The following is a 21,126-nucleotide window of genomic DNA, read 5'->3' as shown; positions in this document are numbered from 1 at the left end:
AACAGGGAGGTATATATATTGGAGAACTTTGATATATATAAAGATATTGCTGAGAGAACTCAGGGAGATATTTACGTTGGAGTAGTTGGTCCTGTAAGGACAGGAAAGTCTACTTTTATTAAAAAATTTATGGATCTTATGGTTATTCCGAACATAGAAAATCCCCATAAGAAAGAAAGAGCTAAGGATGAACTTCCTCAAAGCGCGTCAGGAAAAACCATTCATACTACAGAACCTAAATTCGTTCCCAATGAAGCTGTGGATATTAGTTTTGAGGAGAACGTAAGGCTGAAGGTTAGAATGGTGGATTGTGTAGGTTATATTGTAAAAGGAGCTTTAGGTTACAAAGACGGAGAGGAACATAAAATGGTGAACACACCATGGTATAATTATGAGATTCCTTTCGAACAGGCTGCGGAGATTGGCACAAAAAAAGTAATCAATGATCACTCTACCATCGGCATTGTTGTTACAACAGATGGAAGTGTTACTGGCATTGAAAGAGACGAATATTTAGAGGCAGAAGAAAGAGTTATACGGGAATTAAAAGAGATCAATAAGCCTTTTATCGTAGTACTAAACTCTAGAGAGCCCAATGGAGAAATGGCACAGGAAATAAAAAAGTATATTGAAGACAAGTATGACGTACCAGTTCAAATTCTAGATGTAATGAACATGACACAGGAACATATTAAAGAAATATTTGCAACAGTATTAAAAGAATTCCCTATAAAAGAGATTGACATCAACATGCCTTCGTGGATTGAAAATTTAAAACCAGAACACTGGTTAAAGGTTAACTTCATGCAGGTTATAAAAGATATTTGCAAATACGTATCAAAATTGAGGGATATAAAAGGAGCCTTTGGCATTGTCAAGGAAAATGAGTACCTTGAACATAGTATTTTAAGGGAAATCAACATGGGAAATGGAATTGCCACCATGGACTTTAATCCTAGGGAGGATCTTTTCTACAAAGTTCTCAGCGAAATTGGACAATGTGAAATAAACAACGAGGGTGATTTATTTAGAATAATTAGTGAGCTCAATAAAGCTAAGATTCAGTATGACAAAATTAAAGATGCGTTGAATTCTGTAAGAGAGACTGGTTATGGTATGGTACCTCCAGAGCTATCCGAGATGAGATTGGAAGAGCCTCAAATTGTAAAACAAGGCAATAAGTATGGAGTAAAGTTAAAGGCCAGCGCACCTTCTTTGCACCTTATTAAGGCTGATATTGAAACAGAAGTGTCGCCAATTATGGGCAGTGAAAGTCAAAGTGAAGAGATGTTTAATTCTCTTTTAGAGCAGTTTGAAAACTCGCCTTCAGAGATTTGGCAAAGCAATATGTTTGGAAAATCCTTGGAAGAGGTAGTAAAGGAAGGTTTGCAGAAGAAACTTTATAAAATGCCGGAAAATATTCAAGATAAGATTAGAAAAACATTAGAGAAAATAATAAATGAGGGAAATGGAAGTTTAATTTGCATCATTTTGTAATAGGCAATAAAGATATCGCGGTTCTATTCTACATAGATTCGCGATTTTTTTGTTTTAAAAATCCGTACTGTATTTTTTCTTGCTAACGTTATATAATAGCTATGTGTGAATAATAAGCTTTGTCATAGGGGGAATTAACGTGAAAAAAGTTGCAGTAATATTTAATGGCGGAACTATTAGCATGAAGGTGGATGAAAAGCTAAAAGCTGCCGTACCTAATTTAAGTGGAGATCAGATTATGTCAATGGTTACGGGAATAGAGAGCTATGCGGAGATAGAAACATACACTTTTTCAAGTCTTCCAAGTCCACATGTGACTCCTGATATGATGTTGGAATTGTCCAGATTGATACAGGGTTTGTTGGAAAGAGATGATATTGTAGGTGTGGTTACTACCCATGGAACAGATACCTTGGAGGAAACAGCATATTTTCTAGATCTCACCCTTAATTCGGTGAAACCAGTTGTGGTTACAGGTTCCATGAGAAATAGTTCAGAACTTGGGTATGATGGACCAGCAAATTTAGCCGCTTCCATATGTACAGCAGCATCTAAAAAGTCTATGGGCAGAGGTGTTCTTGTATGCCTAAATGATGAAATAAATTGTGCTTCAGAAGTAACAAAGGAACATTCTATGCATTTGAATACTTTTAAAAGTCCAGAATTTGGGCCAGTAGGTGTGGTAGACAGCAATGAGCCAATTTACTACAGAGATAATTTAAATAAGCAAAAAATACTTACAAATAAGTTTGAACGCAACGTGGAACTTATAAAATCTTGTGCAGGCATGGATGGAAAATTCATAGATTATGCCGTAGAGCAAGGGGCAAAAGGTCTTGTTGTAGAGGGTACTGGAAGAGGCAATTTGCCACCATTAATGGCAGAGGCTGTACATAGAGCTATAGAAAAGGGCGTTGTAGTAGTATTGGTTACAAGGTGTTATAAGGGAAGGGTAATGGACAGTTATGGATATAAAGGTGGAGGAAAGGATCTAAGAAATGCTGGAGTTATATTTGGTGATAGACTTCCAGGGCAAAAGGCTAGAATAAAATTAATGTTAGCTCTAGGGAAAACCAACAATAAAGAGGAAATAAGAGATATATTTGAAGCAGGCCTTTACGGCTAAATACGAATATATATGCTTAAATATGCATAAATGTTCGTAAAAACTATTGACATTAATAAAGTTGTCTGTTAGTATTATATCACAATCCAAATTTAATTAAAATCTTGCTTGTATAATACTGATAATAAGGTTCAGTAGTATCTACCGAATACCGTAAATATTCGACTATGGGCGTGAAATAATATCACGAAAACCCTAGGACTAGCTATATGCCTGGGGTTTTTCTATTACAAGGAGGTCTTATTAATGGAAAAATTCTTCAAATTAGAAGAAAACAAGACAACTGTCAAAAAGGAACTTATAGGTGGTATAACTACTTTTTTGACTATGGCGTACATAATTATTGTAAATGCTAATATTCTTAGCTCAACAGGGATGGACAAGGGTGCCATTGTAACTGTTACGTGTATCACAGCTGGTCTTACAACAATTTTCATGGGTACATTTGCTAACCTGCCTTTTGCATTAGCTTCTGGTATGGGACTTAATGCGTACTTTGCTACTATTTGCATGCCTATTGCAGAGGGTGGCTTAGGAATAACATGGCAGATAGCTCTTGGCGCTGTTTTCGTAGAAGGTATAATCTTTATACTATTATCACTATTTAAATTCAGAGAGCAAATAGCCAATTGTATACCTAAAAACATGAAAATTGCTACTACAGTGGGTATAGGACTTTTTATAGCATTCATAGGATTAAAAGGCTGCAGATTCATTGTGGCAAGCAAGGGAACTATGATTGCCATGGGAAGTGTAGTTTCAGCACCAGTTATTATCGCTTTTATAGGTATTCTAACCATTGTTTTATGTCATCATTTTAATGTGCGAGGCGGAGTGCTTGTGGGCATAGTAATAAGCACAGCTTTAGCTTGGATATACGCTTTAATTAATCCTGAATTAGCAACATCTTATGGAATATACCTACCAGGTGGAGTATTTGCTTTTGCAGACCCAATGCCTATAGTTGGCAAAATGGATTTATCAGCATTGAAAAACCCAGCGTTGATTGGTAACTTTGTTGTAGTATTATTTTCCTTCTTATTTGTAGATTTCTTTGATACTATTGGCACACTAGTAGGAGTATCCTCTAAGGCTAATATGTTGGACAAAGATGGCAATGTAAGAAATGGTGGAAAAGCTCTTCTTGTAGATGCAGTGGGAACTACATTCGGTGCATTTATGGGAACTTCTACAGTAACTACATATGTTGAGAGTGCATCTGGCGTTGCGGAAGGTGCGAGAACAGGACTTGCTGCTGTTGTAACTGGAGTTTTATTCTTAGCATCTATGGTTTTATCACCAATATTCATAGCAATACCAGAATGTGCAACTGCACCAGCTCTTATAATGGTTGGCTTTTATATGGTTCAAAATGTGACTAAACTTGAAATGGACGATTTTTCAGAAGCTGTACCTGCATTTTTAACTCTAGCACTTATGCCACTTACATCTAGCATTGGTGATGGACTTACTATAGGATTGTTCGTTTATGCTGTTTTAAATGGTATAACAAATATTATAAAAAGAGTTCAAGGAAAAGAAAGAAAAAAAGTTTCTGTATTTATATATATAATTGCTGTATTATTACTTTTAAAATTTATATTTTTATAGTATAATAAATAAGTAGTGTTTTAAACAAAAAGTTGTTCTAATGATTTAGAACAACTTTTTATTTAAAAGAGTTGATTTTTTATTTGAAATGTGGTTTAAATATTATGTTAAGTGTAAAAACTAATATAATATATACACCGGAATGGATGGTGAAATAAATGGTAAATAGTATGACTGGATTTGGCAGGGGTGTATGTGGCGATGAACTGTGCAGCTATGTGGTGGAGATTAAAAGTGTTAATCATAGATTTTTAGAAGTTTCCATTAAAATGCCTAGAAATTTGATTTCTTTAGAAGAAAAAATACGTGCTGTCATAAAGTCGAGGATTATTCGAGGGAAAGTAGATGTTTACATAACAGAAAAAAACTACAATGGTCAGTCTACAAAAGCTAATTTAAATTTAAATCTTGCTAAAAGCTATATTCAGTGCCTTGAAACTTTAAAAGAAAATTTTGATATGAGAGATGATTTTTCTATCTCCACTGTGGCTAGGTTTCCAGAGGTTATAACTTTAACTCAAGAGGAAGAAAATTTAGAGAAAAAATGGAGTATTATAAGCTCTGCGTTAAATGATGGTATAGAAAAATTACTTGTGATGAGAAAAAATGAAGGAACAAAGTTAAATGAAGATATTATGTCAAAATGTAACAACATTCTAAGCTTGGTTTCTAAGGTCAGCGAAAGATCACCCATGGTGGTTGGGGAGTACAAAGAGAAACTATCCAACAGAATAAAGGAATTGCTTGAGGGTAAAGTAGAAGTTGATGAGAGTAGGTTAGCTATGGAAATTGCTATATTCGCTGATAAAGCTAGTATTGATGAAGAAATAACTAGATTAAAGAGTCACGTAAATCAACTAAAAGACGCTTTAGATAGTGAAGAATCTGTGGGACGCAAGCTTGACTTTATTGTACAAGAGATGAACAGAGAGTCCAACACCATAGCATCTAAAGCCAATGACTTACATATACTTAAACACACTTTGGAATTAAAAAGTGAAATAGAGAAGATTAGAGAACAGGTACAAAACATCGAATAACATTAAGGAGATTAATATTATGAGCATTAAATTAATTAATATAGGTTTTGGCAACATAGTATCAGCAAATAGATTAGTTGCCATCGTGAGTCCAGAGTCAGCACCTATAAAAAGGATTATTCAAGAAGCAAGGGATAGGGGAATGCTTATAGATGCTACTTATGGAAGAAGAACAAGGGCAGTTCTTATAACTGACAGTGACCACGTGATTTTATCTGCTGTACAGCCTGAGACAGTAGCACATAGATTGACAAATAAAGAGGATGATGAATTAGAGGAGATTGAGGATTAAAATGAAGAATAAGGGCTTACTTGTTATTTTGTCCGGACCATCGGGGTCAGGGAAAGGTACTATCTGCAAAGAGTTATTGAAAAGAGATGATTTCACGTTGTCAATATCCGCTACCACTAGGAATCCGAGAAATGGAGAAATCAACGGGAAGAGTTACTATTTTCTAAGCAGAGAGGAGTTCATGGATAGGATTTACGAGAATGAGTTCCTAGAATACGCAGAGGTTTACGGAAACTATTATGGCACACCAAAAAAAATGGTTATGGATACTCTAAATAGTGGAATGAATGTGCTTTTGGAAATTGACATTCAGGGTGCTTTAAATGTGAAAGATATATACAAAGAAGCTGTGATGATCTTTATAGCACCGCCATCTATGGAGGAACTGAAAAACAGAATAGTAGGGCGCAATAGTGAAACTGAGGAAAGCTTAAATATAAGATTTCAATCTGCTTATGAAGAATTAAAATATGTACCGCAGTACGACTACCTTGTAAAAAATAACAATTTAGAAGATGCTGTTGCAGATGTAGGAGCCATTTTAAGGGCTGAAAATTTAAGAGTTAGTATGCAAGAAAATTTTTATGAAGAATTAACAGGAGGAATTTAAAAAATGAATAATAGAGTAAATACGATGATCAATCCACCAATAGTAGAGTTGCTAGAAAAGGTTGATAACAGATATTCCCTAATTATAGCTACTGCAAAGAGGGCTAGACAGATAATTGGTGGAGATGCCCCTTTAGTAGATGCAAATTCTACAAAACCATTAACTGTTGCAATAAATGAAATAAGCGACGATGCTTTTACTGTAGAAACAGTTAACTCGGGTATAAAATAAGTATGAATCCTTTTTGTGGTAAAAATGTAGTGCTTGGTGTTACAGGGGGCATTGCAGCATACAAAGCACTAGACCTTGTGAGTAGACTTAAGAAGAAAGATATAAATGTAGATGTTATCATGACAAAGTCAGCTATGGAGTTTATAACTCCACTTAGTTTTCAAAGCTTGAGTCAAAATCCCGTTGTATACGACATGTTTGCCGAACCTAAGAGTTTCGAAATACAACATATATCTCTTGCAAAAAAAGCTGACTTGTTAGCAATTGTTCCTGCTACTGCTAACATAATTGGAAAAGTATCTTCTGGTATTGCTGATGATATGCTTAGCACCACTATCATGGCTACTAAAGCAAAGGTTGTGTTTGCACCGGCTATGAATACCAATATGTATACTAATGCTATTGTTCAGAGAAATATAGCTTATTTAAAAGAATTGGGTTATGCTTTTATCGAACCTGAGGCTGGAAGATTAGCTTGTGGCGATATAGGAACTGGTAAGTTAGCTAGCGTTGATCTCATCGAAGAAGTTATATTGAAAGAATTGTATCCCACAAAAGATATGGTTGGTAAAAAAGTTCTTGTAACGGCAGGCCCTAATATAGCCCCTATTGACCCTGTGAGAATGCTTACAAATCGGTCCTCTGGTAAAATGGGCTACGCTATGGCCGTGGAGGCTAGAAACAGAGGTGCAGAGGTAACTTTGATTTCAGGTACTGAAAGCATAAAGGACCCTGCTTACATAAATGTTATCCATGTAGACACCAATGAGGAAATGTATAAGGCTGTATTAGATAATTATGATCACTGCGATATGGTGGTTAAATCTGCTGCCGTGGCTGACTATAAAATAAAATCCTACAGCAGTGAAAAGATAAAAAAGAAATCCCAGGAGCTTGTATTGGAATTCGTAAAAGACAGGGATATTCTTATGGAGTTAGGTGAAAAAAAGAAAAATCAGGTTCTCTTAGGTTTTGCTGCTGAAAGCAGCAACATTAAAGAAAATGCCATGAAGAAGATGGATAAAAAGAATCTTGACTATATCTTTGTAAACAATATTTCAACAAAGGAAGTAGGATTTAGATCTCAATACAATTCTGGAACCCTAATTTCAAAAGATGGAACCGCAAGGGATTTTGGTAAAGTGAGCAAGGAAGAATTAGCAAGGGAAATATTCAATGCAATTATGGAAAAGCGCTAATGCGCTTTTTTCTTTTAAAGGGTGATATTATGGAAAGATTTGCAAAAGTTATTATAAACTCCACTAGCAATGCAGTAGACAGATTTTTTACCTATAAAATTAGTGATGAACAGGATTTTAATCCATTAGGATATAGGGTTAAAGTGCCTTTTGGCAAGGGCAATAGATTAAGCGAAGGGTACGTAGTAGGTGTTTTAAGCGAGATTGATGTGGACAAAAATATTGATTATAAATCAATAAAGGAATTTTGCGATGAAAAGCCTCTTCTCACAGAAGATACTTTAAAATTAATAGAGATAATGCGAGAAAAATATCTTTGCACGTTCATGGAGTGCATTCGTCTTTTCCTTCCCGTGGGGATATCTAAAGGCACTGGATTCAAGAAAAAAAGCATCCTCTTATTGGGCAGACCTCTAGAAGGCAAGTTTGATAAAGAACCTTACACAACTATAATGGAGTTGGTGTCAAAAGAAAAAATGGATAAAAATCAATTGTGTAGGCAATATGATCTTTCCATTAGCTCGGTGAATACTCTAATAAAACATGATTTCATTGTAATTTCTGAGGAAATAGATTGGAGGGTGGGAAGCAAAAAATACCAATTCTATGATAAAAAACAGCTTAACTCCATGCAAGAAGCTGCCGTTAAAAGAATATTAGAAGGTGAAAATTCAGAGTATCTAATCCATGGTGTAACCGGTAGTGGCAAAACAGAAGTGTACTTAAATTTAGTTGAAAAGATGATAAATAGCGGCAAGGAAAGTATTGTTTTAGTTCCAGAAATAGCATTAACACCTCAGATGATTGAGAGGTTTAAGGGGAGGTTTGGAGATTCAATAGCTATTTTTCACAGTAGATTATCTCAGGGGCAACGATTCGACCAATGGATGAGAGTTAAAATGGGTCGGGTAAATGTAGCTGTTGGAGCTCGTTCTGCTTTATTTTTGCCCTTTCATAACTTAGGACTTATAATAATTGATGAGGAACATGAGAACAGCTATAAATCCGATAGCGATCCAAAATATGACGCCAGGGAAGTTGCCCATATTATGGGTAAAATTCAGGGAGTGAAGGTAGTTTTAGGCTCAGCAACTCCAAGCATTGAAACATATAACAAGGCAACTAATGGAGAAATCGCTCTTATAGAAATGAATACAAGGGTAGATGATAGAGCCATGCCTTCATCTATAATTGTGGATATGAGAGAAGAGTTGAGCAACAATAATAAATCCATGTTCAGCAGAATACTGTATGAAGAAATAGATAAATGTCTAAATCAAGGTAATCAAGTTATACTATTCCTCAATAGACGTGGTTTTTCACCCTTTGTATCCTGTAGAAAATGTGGTTACGTGTTTAAATGTAAAAATTGTGATATAAGCCTCACCTACCACAATAATGGCCAAATGGTATGTCATTACTGTGGGTACACTGAGACTGCAGTAAATATATGTCCAAAATGCAAGAGCAAATACGTGAAGTATTTTGGAGTGGGAACTGAAAAAGTGGAAAAGGAAATTAATCGTTGTTTTAAAAATGCCAGAGTAATTAGAATGGATTATGACACCACTAGAAAGAAAGAATCCTACGAAACTTTGTACAATATTTTCAAAGAGAAGAAAGCTGATATATTGATAGGAACTCAAATGATAGCAAAGGGCTTAGATTTTGAGAATGTAACTTTAGTTGGCATATTGGCGGCTGATTTATCCTTAAATAATCCTGATTATAGAGCTGCGGAAAGAACATTCCAATTGATAACCCAAGTATCCGGTAGAGCAGGTAGGGGAGAGAAGAGTGGAAAAGTCATAATACAAACATATTCACCAGATAATTATAGCATTCAATGTGCCTTTAAAAATGACTATGCTTCCTTTTTTTCAGATGAAATAAAAATGAGAAAAGTCATGGAGTACCCTCCCTTTGGAAGAGTACTGCTTATCAATATAAGTTCACAGGATAAAAATAAATGTTACGAATATGTAAGTATTTTAAACCAAAAAATACGGAAGTTTGCGCATAATTATGATAAAATAAATATATTAGGACCTAGTGCTAGCACTATATTTAAATTGAAGAATGAATATAGATGGAATATAATCATTAAAGGAGATTTCAATCAAATTTTTGCAACAAATATAAAAAACATTGTTTATGAAACATTAAATATGGGAAAATATAAAAATATAAAGATAAGTTTAGATATAAATCCCAACTCATTTATATAAAGGGGGAAGTACAATGGCAACAAGAAACATAAGATACAATGGAGATCCTATATTGAGGAAGGAATGTCGCCTGGTAGAGGAGATAACAGAAAGAGAACTTGTTTTAATCGAAGACATGAAAGAAACTATGTATAGGTGCCAGGGCGTTGGTCTAGCAGCTCCTCAGGTTGGAATACTAAAGAGCATAGCGGTTGTTGATGTAGGTCAGGGTCCCATGGTAATGATTAATCCTGTTATTGTAGAGAGCAGCGGTTCTCAAATTGATTTTGAAGGATGCTTAAGTGTAAAGGATGTTAGGGATAAGGTGGAAAGGCCTAATTACGTAAAGGTAAAGGCATTAAACGAAAGAGGTGACAATATCACCATCGAGGGAACTGAGCTTTTGGCGAGAGCTCTTTGCCACGAAATAGATCACCTTCATGGTGTATTGTTTATAGATAAGAGCCTAAAGGAGAGATAAGGTTTATGAAGATTGTTTTTATGGGAACTCCGGACTTTGCAGTTCCTGCTTTAAAAGCTTTAATAAAAGAATTTGAGGTGTGTGCTGTGTTTACTCAGCCAGACAAACCAAAGGGAAGAGGCAAAAAGCTTTCTATGTCTCCCGTAAAGGAAGTGGCTTTGGAACACCATATTCCAGTGTATCAACCTACTGTTTTGAGAAAGGACAATGATTCAATAAATATAATAGAACAGTTAAAGCCGGATTTTATAGTTGTAATTGCCTATGGACAGATACTAACAGAAGAAGTGCTTAAAATACCTTCAAAAGGTTGTATAAATGTCCACGGTTCCATACTGCCAAAGTACAGAGGTGCGGCACCGGTGAATTGGGCAATTATCCAAGGGGAAAAGATCTCAGGAAATACAACTATGCTTATGGATAAGGGTCTTGATACAGGAGATATCCTTCTTAAGGATGAAGTTGTTATTGATGATGATATGACTGCAGGACAATTGCACGATATTCTCATGGAGAGAAGTGCAGACTTACTTGTAAGGACGTTGGAGGGTATTTGTAGAGGCGAAATTACCCCTGTAAAACAAGGTGAAACTACTACAATGTACGCATCCATGCTAAATAAAGAAATGGCAAAGATAGATTGGCACAAATCTGCAGAAGAAGTTCACAATTTTATAAGAGGTCTTAATCCATGGCCTGTTGCCCATACAAACTACAAGGATATTGTTATGAAAATACACAAAAGCACAGTTATAGAAAAAAACACACAAAATGAGCCTGGTATAATATTAAAGGTGGACAAAAAAGGTATAGTGGTGGCATGTAAAATGGGCAGCATTCTTATAAAAAATATACAATTTCCTGGAAAGAAATCAATGGATGTGTCTGAGTTCATAAAGGGGAATACAATTGAAGAAGGAGTAGTTCTTATATAAATATGAACAATTTATATAAAGAGCTTAATTTAATACATGAATAGTAGAGAAATTGCAGTAGAGATAATAAACCAGGTATTATATAAAAATGCCTATTCAAACATTACTTTAAATATGTATTTGAACAAGTACAAGGATATGAGCAAAGAAGATAAATCCCTCATTACTGAGATTGTGTATGGTACTTTAAAATACAAATTAATCATAGATGAAACTCTAAACTATTATTTGAGGGAAGGTGTGGATAGTCTTGACAAGATAACCTTATCTATTTTAAGAATCTCCATTTATCAATTCAAGTATTTGGACAAAATTCCCGACTTTGCCATAGTAAACGAGGCTGTGAATATTTGCAAAAAGCTAAGAGGTATAAAAGAGAGCAAACTTGTAAATGGTGTGCTCAGAAATTATATGAGAAAGGGCGAACCTCATTTAAAATGTGAAAGCTATGAGGAAAAGATATCTTATAAGTTCTCTTTCCCTCAGTGGATTATTAAATTGTACAAAGAGCAATACGGTGAGCACACTATGATTAAAATATTGGAAGGATCCAATATAAGACCAGCAGTTACTGTTAGGGCGAACCTTTTAAAAGCCCAGTACAATGAAATATTTGACATGTTATGCCAGGAAAATTATGAAGTAGAAGAAAGTGATGTTTGTCCTGAAGGCATAATTATAAAACATGGTAGTTCTATAGAGAAAAACAGGCTTTTTAAAGAAGGATACATAACGCCACAGGATGAAAGTGCCATGCTGGTAGCACCTCTTATGGGAGTGAAGGCCAATGATAGAGTTATTGATATGTGTAGTGCTCCTGGAGGAAAGACAACACACCTAGCAGAAATAATGCAAAATAAGGGTGAAATACTAGCCTTCGATATACATGAACATAAGATTAAACTAATAAAAGAAAATGCTGAAAGACTGGGAATTGATATAATTAAAGCATCCATAAATGATGCTGAACATTTTTATGAAGAGCTCTCTTGTTATGCTGATTGTGTGTTGGTGGATGCTCCTTGTTCTGGTTTAGGCATAATAAGAAAAAAGCCAGAAATAAAGTGGAATAAAGCAGAAAAACAGCTAAATGAGCTTTGTAACTTGCAAAAAACTACTTTGCAAAATGCAGCTAGATATGTAAAAAAAGGTGGGACTCTAATTTACTCTACATGTACACTGAATATGAAGGAAAATGACGGGATAATTGATGACTTTATAAAAAACAATGAGGAATACCATATTGAACCATTGTATATAGGCAAAAATGAAAATATACTATATAGTAACTTGGGGACAATAACTATACTACCCAATGAATATATGGATGGCTTTTTTATCTGTAAACTTAAGAGAGTGTAGGTGTAATGCATGATAAATTTATTGGATTTAACACTAGATGAACTTAAACAATGGATGAGTGAAAATGGAGAAAATTCATTTAGGGCTAAACAAGTACTAGATTGGATATATAAGGGTGTATTTGAATTTCAGCAGATGAACAATATTCCCAAGAGTAGTAGAGAAAAGTTCAATGAGGTTTTTACTATATCTATCCCCAGGGTTTTGGAAAAGATGGTTTCAAAAAAAGATGAGACTAGAAAGTACCTTCTTATATACGAAGACGGAAACATCATTGAGTCTGTAGTAATGAAATATGTTTATGGATATTCCATATGCATATCTACTCAGATTGGGTGTAGAATGGGTTGCAAATTCTGTGCATCTACCATTGATGGAAGAGTAAGGGATTTGACAGCTGGTGAGTTAATTGGAGAGATTTTGGCAGTTCAAAAGGACCTAGGACAGCGCATATCAAACATTGTTCTCATGGGAAGTGGTGAGCCATTAGACAATTATGAAAATGTAATTAAATTCATAAAAATGGTGAATGAAAAATATAGTTTAAATATAGGACAGAGACATATTACACTATCAACTTGTGGAATTGTTCCTAAGATATATGACCTTGCCCGTGAAGGACTCCAAATTACTCTTGCTATTTCTCTCCATGCTCCTAATGATATAATACGAAAACAGAGTATGCCAGTGGCAAATAGTTATAGCATTGATGAGCTCATAAAAAGTTGCCAATTCTACATAGATAAAACTAACCGAAGGGTAACCTTTGAGTATGCACTGATCAAGGGATTAAATGATTCTCCCTCCTGTGCAGAAGAGTTAAGTAAGATGCTTAAGGGCCTTCTCTGTCATGTTAACCTTATTCCTATTAATGAAGTAAAAGAGAGAGAGTATATAAAAGCTGACAAAGAAATTATAAATGAATTCAAAAGTATTCTTTTAAAAAATGGAATTGAGGCTACATTAAGACGGGAAATGGGAGGAGACATAAACGCGGCTTGCGGACAACTTAGAAGAAGCTATATTAACGGTTCTAAGATACCATAAGGGGGGATTATAATTGACAGGTGTTATTTCTGATATTGGAAATTACAGAAATCTCAATGAAGATTCGGTTGGGTATTTTGAAGAAGAAGATTTCAGAGTCTATGCAATTGCAGACGGCATGGGGGGGCATCTTGCTGGAGAAGTGGCCAGCAAGCTGGCTATAGACGGATTTTTAACATTCTTTAAACGCAAGGAAAATAGAATGGATATAGCTTCCTCTCTAGAAGAGGCTATAAAGCGAGTGAACACTTTGATTTATGAAAAATCACTGGGCAATGAAAAGTACAATGGCATGGGTACAACTATAACGGCTTGTGTAATATCTGACAAGATGATGTATGTTGGTCATGTGGGAGATAGTTCCTGTATGGTTATATATAAAGATATGTCCATTGCAAAACTTACAAAGGATCATTCCTATGCACAAAAATTAGTGGACTGTGGTGTAATAACAGAAGAAGAAAAAAATAAATGTGTAAACAAAAATATTATTACCAGAGCTGTAGGCACAGATTTTGATGTAGTTGTGGATATCATGAAGGTAAATATAGAAAATATATTTAAGGTTATTTTATGCAGTGACGGGTTGACTAATGGAGTTACACCTTATGACATTTTAGATAAGGCTGGAAAAATGTGCGAAATTGAAGCTTGTAAAGACTTGGTTGATTTGAGTAAGAATAATGGCAGTAAGGATAATATATCCATTATGATTTTTAAAGGAGCGGAGTAATATGGTTGGTATGGTGCTTGGTAATAGATATGAGATTTTAGAAAAAATTGGAGAAGGCGGCATGGCTGAGGTTTACAAGGCAAAGTGCAGGCTTTTGAATAGATTTGTAGCAGTTAAGATACTTAAATCTGAGTATTCTCATGATGCAGATTTTGTGGAGAAATTTAAGATGGAGGCAACGGCTTCAGCTATATTGTCTTCCAATAATATTGTTGGCATTTATGATGTGGGTTCTGATGAGGGCATAAATTACATAGTGATGGAACTTGTAACTGGTGAAACCCTTAAACAATGTATAAAAAGAAACGGCTCTTTATCAATTGAGGTGGTTTTGCATCTTGGAATACAGATTGCAAGGGCAATTGATTGTGCTCATAGAAATGGCATAATTCATAGGGATATAAAACCTCAAAATATATTAGTTACAAATGACTGGGTTGCAAAAGTAACAGACTTTGGCATAGCAAAAGCTGTGAACTCAGCTACAGTTACTAATACAACAAGGGTTATAGGTTCGGCACATTATTTTTCACCTGAACAGGCAAAAGGTTCAGTGTTGGATGGAAGGACCGATATTTATTCTTTTGGAATTGTTTTATATGAAATGCTTACAGGTAAAGTACCTTATGAGGCAGATAGCGCTGTTACAGTAGCCCTAAAGCATATACAAGAAAATGCAGTACCACCTATGAGCATAAATCCTAGGATACCTAAAAGCATGAACGATCTTGTTTTAAAGGCCATAAGCAAAGAACCGCTGAAGAGATATCAATCCATAAGAGATATGATATCCGACATGATCAATATTAAAAATAACAAAGATGTAGAGATTGATTTAGGTGAAGATAATGAAAATGATTTTACAAGGGTAATGAGACCGGTAAAAGCAGAGGAATATAAAAATAGAAGAGTTAACAATGATTCCAGTGCAAAAAGAAAGTATGACGAAGAAGATGATGATGAAGATGATTATTATGAGGAGTACGACGAGAACTCTAAAAAAGACAAGAAACAAAACATTATACTTGGAACTAGTATTGGTGTAGCCATTATAATAATAGCCTTACTGGGCATTTTCATATATAAAATGGTCAGCAGTGGGGGCGGCTATGTGTCAGTTCCTAGTATTGTTGGACTTGACAAATATGAAGCTGAAAAGAAAATCCAAAGTGCCGGCCTACTTTTTAAGGTAGAGGGTGAAGAAGATAGTATAAAACCTAAAGATGAAGTTATAAGTTGTAATCCATTAGAGGGTGAAAAAGTTGATAAGAATACAGTTGTAAAGGTAAAGATAAGCAAAGGTCAAGAGGAAACTGTTACTTTAGATGATTTTCATAATAAGGATTTTGAAGAAGTAAGAAGTAAACTTACAGATTTAAAATTACAAGTTGGAGAAGTAAAAAGAGAGTACAGCAATGATTTTGAAGAAAACCATATTATAAGCTACAGCCCTGGTTCAGGTGCTTCTGTGCCTGTAAATAGCAAAATTAATTTTGTTGTAAGCAAGGGTAAGGAAATTAAAAAGGTAAAAATGCAGAATGTAGTAGACAGAACATTGAGTGAAGCAGAACTGATAATAACAACTTTAAATTTGGGAGTTGGAACGAAAACACCAGTGATTACAAATGATATTTCCCTTAAAGATATGGTAATAAGTCAGAGTATATCTAAAAATACTGAAGTGGAAGAAGGAACAAAGATAAATCTAACATACTATAAATACGAAGAAAAGAAACCTGTGGTTGAAAAACCTGACCCTTCTCAAAATGAAGATGTGGAAAATGGAAATAAAGACGGTGCTACAAGCAGCGGAGATGTAAAACCAAAAACGAATAATAGCGGCAGTACTACAGATACTAAAAAACAAACAGAATAATTTACTATATTTAACAATAATATATAACAATTTTGGAGGAACGATGAAAGGCAGAATAATAAAAGGCGTTGGTGGTCTTTATGTGGTATCATCGCAGGGTAAGCATTACAATTGCAAGGCAAGAGGTAAGTTTAGACACAACAATTCTACCCCTATGGTGGGAGATGAAGTATGTTTTGATGTAGAAAAAGAAAATGATGGCGTAATCGGTGAAATATGTCCAAGAGTAAGTGAACTAATAAGGCCCTTTGTATCTAATGTAACTCAAGCCTTTGTAGTTTTTACTGTAAAGAGCCCGGATATAAACTTAGACCTTTTGAACAGATTCCTCGTACTTTGCCAGTACAATAATTTAAATATAGTGTTATGTATTAATAAAATGGACTTGGTAGAGGAAGGGTATGGAGAAGAAATTTTTAAAATGCTAGATACTCTTCCCTACGATAAAATATATTTAAATTGTCATAAAGATAATATGGAAAGTATAAAGTGTAGATTAAAAGATCACATTTCTGTTTTTTGTGGGCCATCAGGTGTGGGGAAATCCACCATACTCAATAGCTTAATTGGCGTTGAACACATGGAAACGGGAGATATAAGCATTAAACTTAAAAGAGGTAAGCATACCACACGACATGCGGAACTCATAGAATACGAAGAGGGCTTTGTTGTGGATACGCCTGGCTTTTCTTCCATAAAAACTGATTTTATAGAAAAAGAAGAATTACAAAACTGTTTTCCAGAGATAAGAGAACTAGCTGGGAATTGTAAGTTTTCCAATTGTATGCACCATAAGGAGCCAGGTTGCTCTGTTAAACTAAAAGTGGGAGAAGAAATTCACCCATTGAGATATCAAGCGTACATTAAAATTTTAGAAGAAATAATCAATACTAGGAGGTACTAAAGAATGAAGATCGCACCATCAATTTTATCGGCGGATTTTGCAAACTTAGGAAGGGATATAAAGGAAATAGAGAATTATGGAGCGGATTTGGTTCACATAGATGTCATGGATGGAGCCTTTGTACCAAATATAAGCTTTGGATGTCCTATTATAAAAAGTATTAGGAGTTATACTACGCTTCCTTTTGACGTCCATCTTATGATTGAAAACCCATCATTGTATATAGATGATTTTGTAAAAGCTGGAGCAGATATTATAACTGTGCACCATGAGGCTGACAAACATATAGATAGGACAATAAGTTATATAAAAAGTAAGAATGTAAAGGCAGCTGTGGCTATTAATCCTGGAACTCCAGTATGCGTTATCAAGGATCTTATACCTAAGTTGGATATGGTGCTTATAATGTCCGTTAACCCTGGTTTTGGGGGACAGAGCTATATAGATTATTGCTCAAAGAAGATTGCCGAAGTGAGAGCCCTTGCCAATGAATGCAATAAACAACTTCTCATAGAGGTGGATGGTGGTGTTACGGCTGATAATGTAAAAAAGGTAATTGACCACGGAGCAGACATTATTGTGGCGGGCTCTGCAGTTTTTAAAAATGGGGATGTAAAGTCCAATATAAATAAAATAAGAGAGGCAATTTTATAATGTTTGGAATAGTATTAGGGGGAGGAACACCTCCCTCGTCTGAAATTATTGAAGCTGTTACTAAGGGCGAAAATGTAATAGTCTGTGCAGATGGAGGTGCTAATACAGCCTATAAGTATAATTTGGACTGTAAAGCTATAATAGGGGATTCTGACTCTATAGATAAGGAAGTAAAAAAACATTTTAAAAACAAGAATTGTGAGTTTGTAGAGTACAGTCCCGAAAAAGATTACACTGATACAGAATTGGCAATTAAGTATTTAATCGAAGAAGGAATAGATTTTATTATAATGTTGGGATGTACTGGTACAAGGATAGATCACACCTTGGCCAATATAGGTCTTATGGTGGACTATGCCATTAAAGGATGTCACATCAAAATAATTGATGATAATAATATTGTGCAGGTTGTTAAAAGTAGTAAAACCATTAGTGGTCCTGTGGGAGCGATATTTTCCCTACAAGCTTTTAGAGAGGATGTAACAAACCTTAAAATTGAAGGAGCTAAATATCCCCTAAATGGCATTCAATTAAGGAGTGGAAGTCCCCTAACTGTGTCTAATGTGTTTGAAGAAAAAAATGTAAGCATCAGCTTTGACAGTGGAATTTTACTTTTAATATTTCCACGGGATTAGGTAAGAGGCAAATTAGAATAATTAGTAGAAGAGTCATAGAAAATTATAAGGGTAATATAATATAGTGTAGCATGATTTTTAGGAGATGGATATGAAGATCGTTGCAATTAAATTGCCTAAATTTATTTCTAGAATTGTTAAAGTTTTTATAAAAAAAGATAAAAAATAAAAAATGCAGTATTAATTACTGCATTTTAATTTATAATTATGCACGCTCAACTTTACCAGAACGTAAACAACTAGTACAAACTTTTAAAGTTTTAGGAGTACCGTTAACCATAACTTTAACTTTTTTTAGGTTTGGAACCCAAGTTCTGCTACTCTTATTCTCTGCATGGCTTCGTTGCTTACCGTAAACAACGCCTTTATTACAAACATCGCATATTCTTGACATGTAAAAGCACCTCCTCTTTGTATCTTATGGGAAATCTACGAATTCAAACACAAATTATTGTAACACACATTGTATTAATTAATCAATATGTATTGAAAAATTCTTAAACAATATTATAATAAAATTTGTTAACTTGAATAAAATTGATGTATAATGTAATATGATATTAAGAAAATATAAGGAGGTATAGTTTATGAGTGGAAGGCTGACCAATGAGTTTGGTATTATTCAGTATACTGATGAGGTGCTTGGAAATATTGTAGGATTGTCTACAATGGAATGCTATGGAGTAGTTGGCATGGCATCAAAAAATGCTAAAGACGGTTTTTGGGAATTGCTAAGACGTGAAAATTTAAATAAAGGTGTAAAAATTCATTTTAAAGATGAGATGGTAAGCATTGAATTGTTTGTAATAGTGGAGTATGGAATTAAGATATCTGTTATTGCAAACAATATAATTGAAAAGGTTAAATACACTATTGAAAATCTAACTGGATTAAAAGTTTCCAGTGTTACTGTGAATGTTCAGGGTATACGTGTCTAAGGAGGGATAACAATTGGATTACAAAGAGATTAATGGACAAAAGTTTTATAACATGTTGATAAACGCAGCAAACAAACTAGGAGAAGAGAAGCAATATGTTAACTCCTTAAATGTTTTCCCTATTCCTGATGGAGACACCGGTACAAATATGTGGATGACTTTTGATTCTGCCGTACAAGAAATTTTATCTATGAAAAATGATACAGTGGGAAATATAGCTAAAGTCCTTTCTAAGGGAGCACTTATGGGTGCTAGAGGTAACTCTGGAGTTATATTGTCTCAGATTTTAAGAGGATTTGCCAAGGGACTTGAAAACAAAAAAGTTGCCAATGTAGAGGATTTAAAGCTAGCTTTTAGTGAAGCAAGCAGATTTGCATATAAGGCTGTAATGAGACCTACAGAAGGAACCATATTGACCATAATCAGAGCTTGCTCAGAGGCAGCTGAAAAAAGCCATAAAACCCAGGTAGGTGATTTCTTTGAAGAAATCTTATCTTATGGTAAGGTGGTTTTAAATAAAACTCCTGAGATGCTTCCGCAATTAAAAGAGGCAAATGTAGTTGACGCTGGTGGATACGGCCTTTTACTTTTATTTAAAGGTATGTGTGAGGCTTTATCCAATAACATAGATGTTAAGAGAACAGAGGATTCTAAGGAACAGAAAATTGTTCGCAATTCAAATCCCCAAAGTCTTATAAGCACTGATAGCATAAAATTTGGTTATTGTACAGAGTTCTTTGTCATTAGTGATCATGTGGATTTAGAAGCATTTAAGGGAGAACTTGAAAAGCATGGAGATTCTATGGTGGTGGTAGGACTTGATGACATCGTAAAAGTTCATATACACACCGATGACCCTGGTTTAGTTTTGTCTAAAGCACTTAAGCTAGGAGAGTTATCAAAGATCAAGATAGAAAATATGAGAGAACAACATAGACATCTTATTTTTAAAGAAGAAGAAATACAGCAAAGTGAAAATAAAACTTCACAAGAGGAAAAAGAAACTGTTGTTGCGGAAGAGCACAAAAAATATGGTTTTGTAGCTGTGGCCAAAGGTCAAGGCATATCTTCGATTTTTAAAGAACTTGGAGTTACAAGAATTATTGAAGGCGGACAGACCATGAATCCTAGCACACAGGATATACTAAGTAGTGTTGAAAGTATAGATGCAGATAACATAATTATATTTCCAAACAATAAAAACATAATTATGGCGGCAAATCAAGCTGTTGATATAACGGATAAAAAAGTAGTGGTTTTACCAACAAAAACTATTCCTCAGGGAATAACTGCACTTACTGTATTCAATGAAGATGACGACTTGGAATCAAATATAGAAAATATGGAAGAGGCAATAAGGGACGTTTCTACTGGATCTGTTACTTTTGCCGTGAAGGATTCCGTAAATGAGGGTGTCACAATAAAAAAAGATGATATTCTTGGATTACAAGAAGATAAAATAGTATCTGTGGGTAAAGATATATACACTGTGTGTGAAGAGTTAATAGGTAAGATGATTACAGAAGATAGCGAGATTGTAACCGTGTATTACGGTGAAGATTGTGAAAAAGACAAGGTAGATGATATGATCCATAACCTTGAAAAGAAGTACAGCGATAAGGACATTCAATGTTATGAAGGCAAACAGCCTCTACATTATTTTATTATATCTGTTGAATAAGAAAAAAGCCCTAGGGCTTTTTTCTTTACATTATATTTGAACTTGTCAAAATAACATTGTATAATAA

21 protein-coding genes and 1 riboswitch are annotated in these 21,126 nt (G+C 34.7%); of the genes, 20 read left to right on the top strand and 1 reads right to left on the bottom strand.

Annotated features, from left to right (window positions below; all coding sequences use genetic code 11):
- Positions 1–18: 18 nt before the first annotated feature.
- The 18 genes from spoIVA to BUA73_RS00525 all read left to right on the top strand — a co-directional run bounded on the left by spoIVA (position 19) and on the right by BUA73_RS00525 (position 18,440).
- Positions 19–1,497, top strand: coding sequence for a stage IV sporulation protein A (gene spoIVA / locus BUA73_RS00610; protein WP_072901165.1), 1,479 nt, complete (start codon positions 19–21; stop codon positions 1,495–1,497).
- Between the two features lie 139 nt (positions 1,498–1,636).
- On the top strand, positions 1,637–2,623 hold the full coding sequence (locus BUA73_RS00605; protein WP_072901162.1) for an asparaginase: 987 nt from the start codon (positions 1,637–1,639) through the stop codon (positions 2,621–2,623).
- Positions 2,624–2,711: 88 nt separating this feature from the next.
- Positions 2,712–2,811: riboswitch (purine riboswitch) on the top strand.
- Between the two features lie 58 nt (positions 2,812–2,869).
- Positions 2,870–4,234, top strand: coding sequence for an NCS2 family permease (locus BUA73_RS00600; protein ID WP_072901160.1), 1,365 nt, complete (start codon positions 2,870–2,872; stop codon positions 4,232–4,234).
- A gap of 158 nt (positions 4,235–4,392) precedes the next feature.
- The gene (locus BUA73_RS00595; protein WP_072901157.1) at positions 4,393–5,274 is read left to right on the top strand and encodes a YicC/YloC family endoribonuclease; all 882 of its coding nucleotides are present in this window, start codon (positions 4,393–4,395) and stop codon (positions 5,272–5,274) included.
- Positions 5,275–5,293: 19 nt separating this feature from the next.
- Positions 5,294–5,566 (top strand): extracellular matrix/biofilm regulator RemA, encoded by a 273-nt coding sequence (gene remA, locus BUA73_RS00590; protein WP_072901155.1) that lies wholly within the window; start codon positions 5,294–5,296, stop codon positions 5,564–5,566.
- A gap of 1 nt (position 5,567) precedes the next feature.
- On the top strand, positions 5,568–6,176 hold the full coding sequence (gene gmk / locus BUA73_RS00585; RefSeq protein ID WP_072901153.1) for a guanylate kinase: 609 nt from the start codon (positions 5,568–5,570) through the stop codon (positions 6,174–6,176).
- A gap of 3 nt (positions 6,177–6,179) precedes the next feature.
- Positions 6,180–6,407: a DNA-directed RNA polymerase subunit omega gene (rpoZ, locus tag BUA73_RS00580; RefSeq protein WP_072901151.1), complete on the top strand. Its 228-nt coding sequence runs from the start codon at positions 6,180–6,182 to the stop codon at positions 6,405–6,407.
- 2 nt (positions 6,408–6,409) lie between these two features.
- On the top strand, positions 6,410–7,606 hold the full coding sequence (gene coaBC / locus BUA73_RS00575) for a bifunctional phosphopantothenoylcysteine decarboxylase/phosphopantothenate--cysteine ligase CoaBC (protein ID WP_072901149.1): 1,197 nt from the start codon (positions 6,410–6,412) through the stop codon (positions 7,604–7,606).
- Between the two features lie 29 nt (positions 7,607–7,635).
- Positions 7,636–9,834, top strand: a complete 2,199-nt coding sequence (gene priA / locus BUA73_RS00570) for a primosomal protein N' (protein ID WP_072901526.1) — start codon at positions 7,636–7,638, stop codon at positions 9,832–9,834.
- A gap of 13 nt (positions 9,835–9,847) precedes the next feature.
- The gene (gene def, locus BUA73_RS00565) at positions 9,848–10,294 is read left to right on the top strand and encodes a peptide deformylase (protein ID WP_072901147.1); all 447 of its coding nucleotides are present in this window, start codon (positions 9,848–9,850) and stop codon (positions 10,292–10,294) included.
- A 5-nt stretch (positions 10,295–10,299) separates the two neighbouring features.
- Complete coding sequence (gene fmt / locus BUA73_RS00560) at positions 10,300–11,229, top strand: methionyl-tRNA formyltransferase (protein ID WP_072901145.1); 930 nt, start codon at positions 10,300–10,302, stop codon at positions 11,227–11,229.
- 36 nt (positions 11,230–11,265) lie between these two features.
- A complete protein-coding gene (rsmB, locus tag BUA73_RS00555; RefSeq protein ID WP_072901143.1) occupies positions 11,266–12,591 on the top strand; it encodes a 16S rRNA (cytosine(967)-C(5))-methyltransferase RsmB in 1,326 nt (441 codons plus the stop codon).
- Positions 12,592–12,600: 9 nt separating this feature from the next.
- Positions 12,601–13,638, top strand: coding sequence for a dual-specificity RNA methyltransferase RlmN (rlmN, locus tag BUA73_RS00550; RefSeq protein WP_072901141.1), 1,038 nt, complete (start codon positions 12,601–12,603; stop codon positions 13,636–13,638).
- A gap of 13 nt (positions 13,639–13,651) precedes the next feature.
- Complete coding sequence (locus BUA73_RS00545; protein ID WP_072901132.1) at positions 13,652–14,371, top strand: Stp1/IreP family PP2C-type Ser/Thr phosphatase; 720 nt, start codon at positions 13,652–13,654, stop codon at positions 14,369–14,371.
- A gap of 1 nt (position 14,372) precedes the next feature.
- Positions 14,373–16,247 carry a Stk1 family PASTA domain-containing Ser/Thr kinase gene (gene pknB, locus BUA73_RS00540; RefSeq protein ID WP_072901130.1) on the top strand — a complete coding sequence of 625 codons (1,875 nt, stop codon included), beginning with the start codon at positions 14,373–14,375 and terminating at the stop codon, positions 16,245–16,247.
- A 43-nt stretch (positions 16,248–16,290) separates the two neighbouring features.
- Positions 16,291–17,151: a ribosome small subunit-dependent GTPase A gene (rsgA, locus tag BUA73_RS00535; RefSeq protein ID WP_072901128.1), complete on the top strand. Its 861-nt coding sequence runs from the start codon at positions 16,291–16,293 to the stop codon at positions 17,149–17,151.
- Between the two features lie 3 nt (positions 17,152–17,154).
- On the top strand, positions 17,155–17,805 hold the full coding sequence (rpe, locus tag BUA73_RS00530) for a ribulose-phosphate 3-epimerase (RefSeq protein WP_072901126.1): 651 nt from the start codon (positions 17,155–17,157) through the stop codon (positions 17,803–17,805).
- The gene (locus tag BUA73_RS00525; protein WP_072901124.1) at positions 17,805–18,440 is read left to right on the top strand and encodes a thiamine diphosphokinase; all 636 of its coding nucleotides are present in this window, start codon (positions 17,805–17,807) and stop codon (positions 18,438–18,440) included. Before rpe ends, BUA73_RS00525 begins: the two co-directional genes overlap by 1 nt.
- Positions 18,441–18,645: 205 nt before the next feature.
- Here BUA73_RS00525 and rpmB read toward each other — a convergent pair whose 3' ends face one another.
- A complete protein-coding gene (gene rpmB, locus BUA73_RS00520; RefSeq protein WP_072901122.1) occupies positions 18,646–18,834 on the bottom strand; it encodes a 50S ribosomal protein L28 in 189 nt (62 codons plus the stop codon).
- A gap of 193 nt (positions 18,835–19,027) precedes the next feature.
- Here rpmB and BUA73_RS00515 point away from each other — a divergent pair, with 193 nt between their 5' ends.
- Entirely contained in the window at positions 19,028–19,378 is a 351-nt protein-coding gene (locus BUA73_RS00515) for an Asp23/Gls24 family envelope stress response protein (RefSeq protein ID WP_072901120.1), read from the top strand.
- Between the two features lie 13 nt (positions 19,379–19,391).
- Entirely contained in the window at positions 19,392–21,059 is a 1,668-nt protein-coding gene (locus tag BUA73_RS00510) for a DAK2 domain-containing protein (RefSeq protein WP_072901117.1), read from the top strand.
- The last annotated feature ends 67 nt before the right edge of the window (positions 21,060–21,126 follow it).

The sequence above is a fragment of the Hathewaya proteolytica DSM 3090 genome (assembly GCF_900142225.1).
GTDB classification, from domain to species: Bacteria; Bacillota; Clostridia; order Clostridiales; family Clostridiaceae; genus Hathewaya; species Hathewaya proteolytica.
The sequence above is the reverse complement of the archived record's forward strand: the minus strand, read 5'-3'. Positions and strand labels throughout refer to the sequence as shown.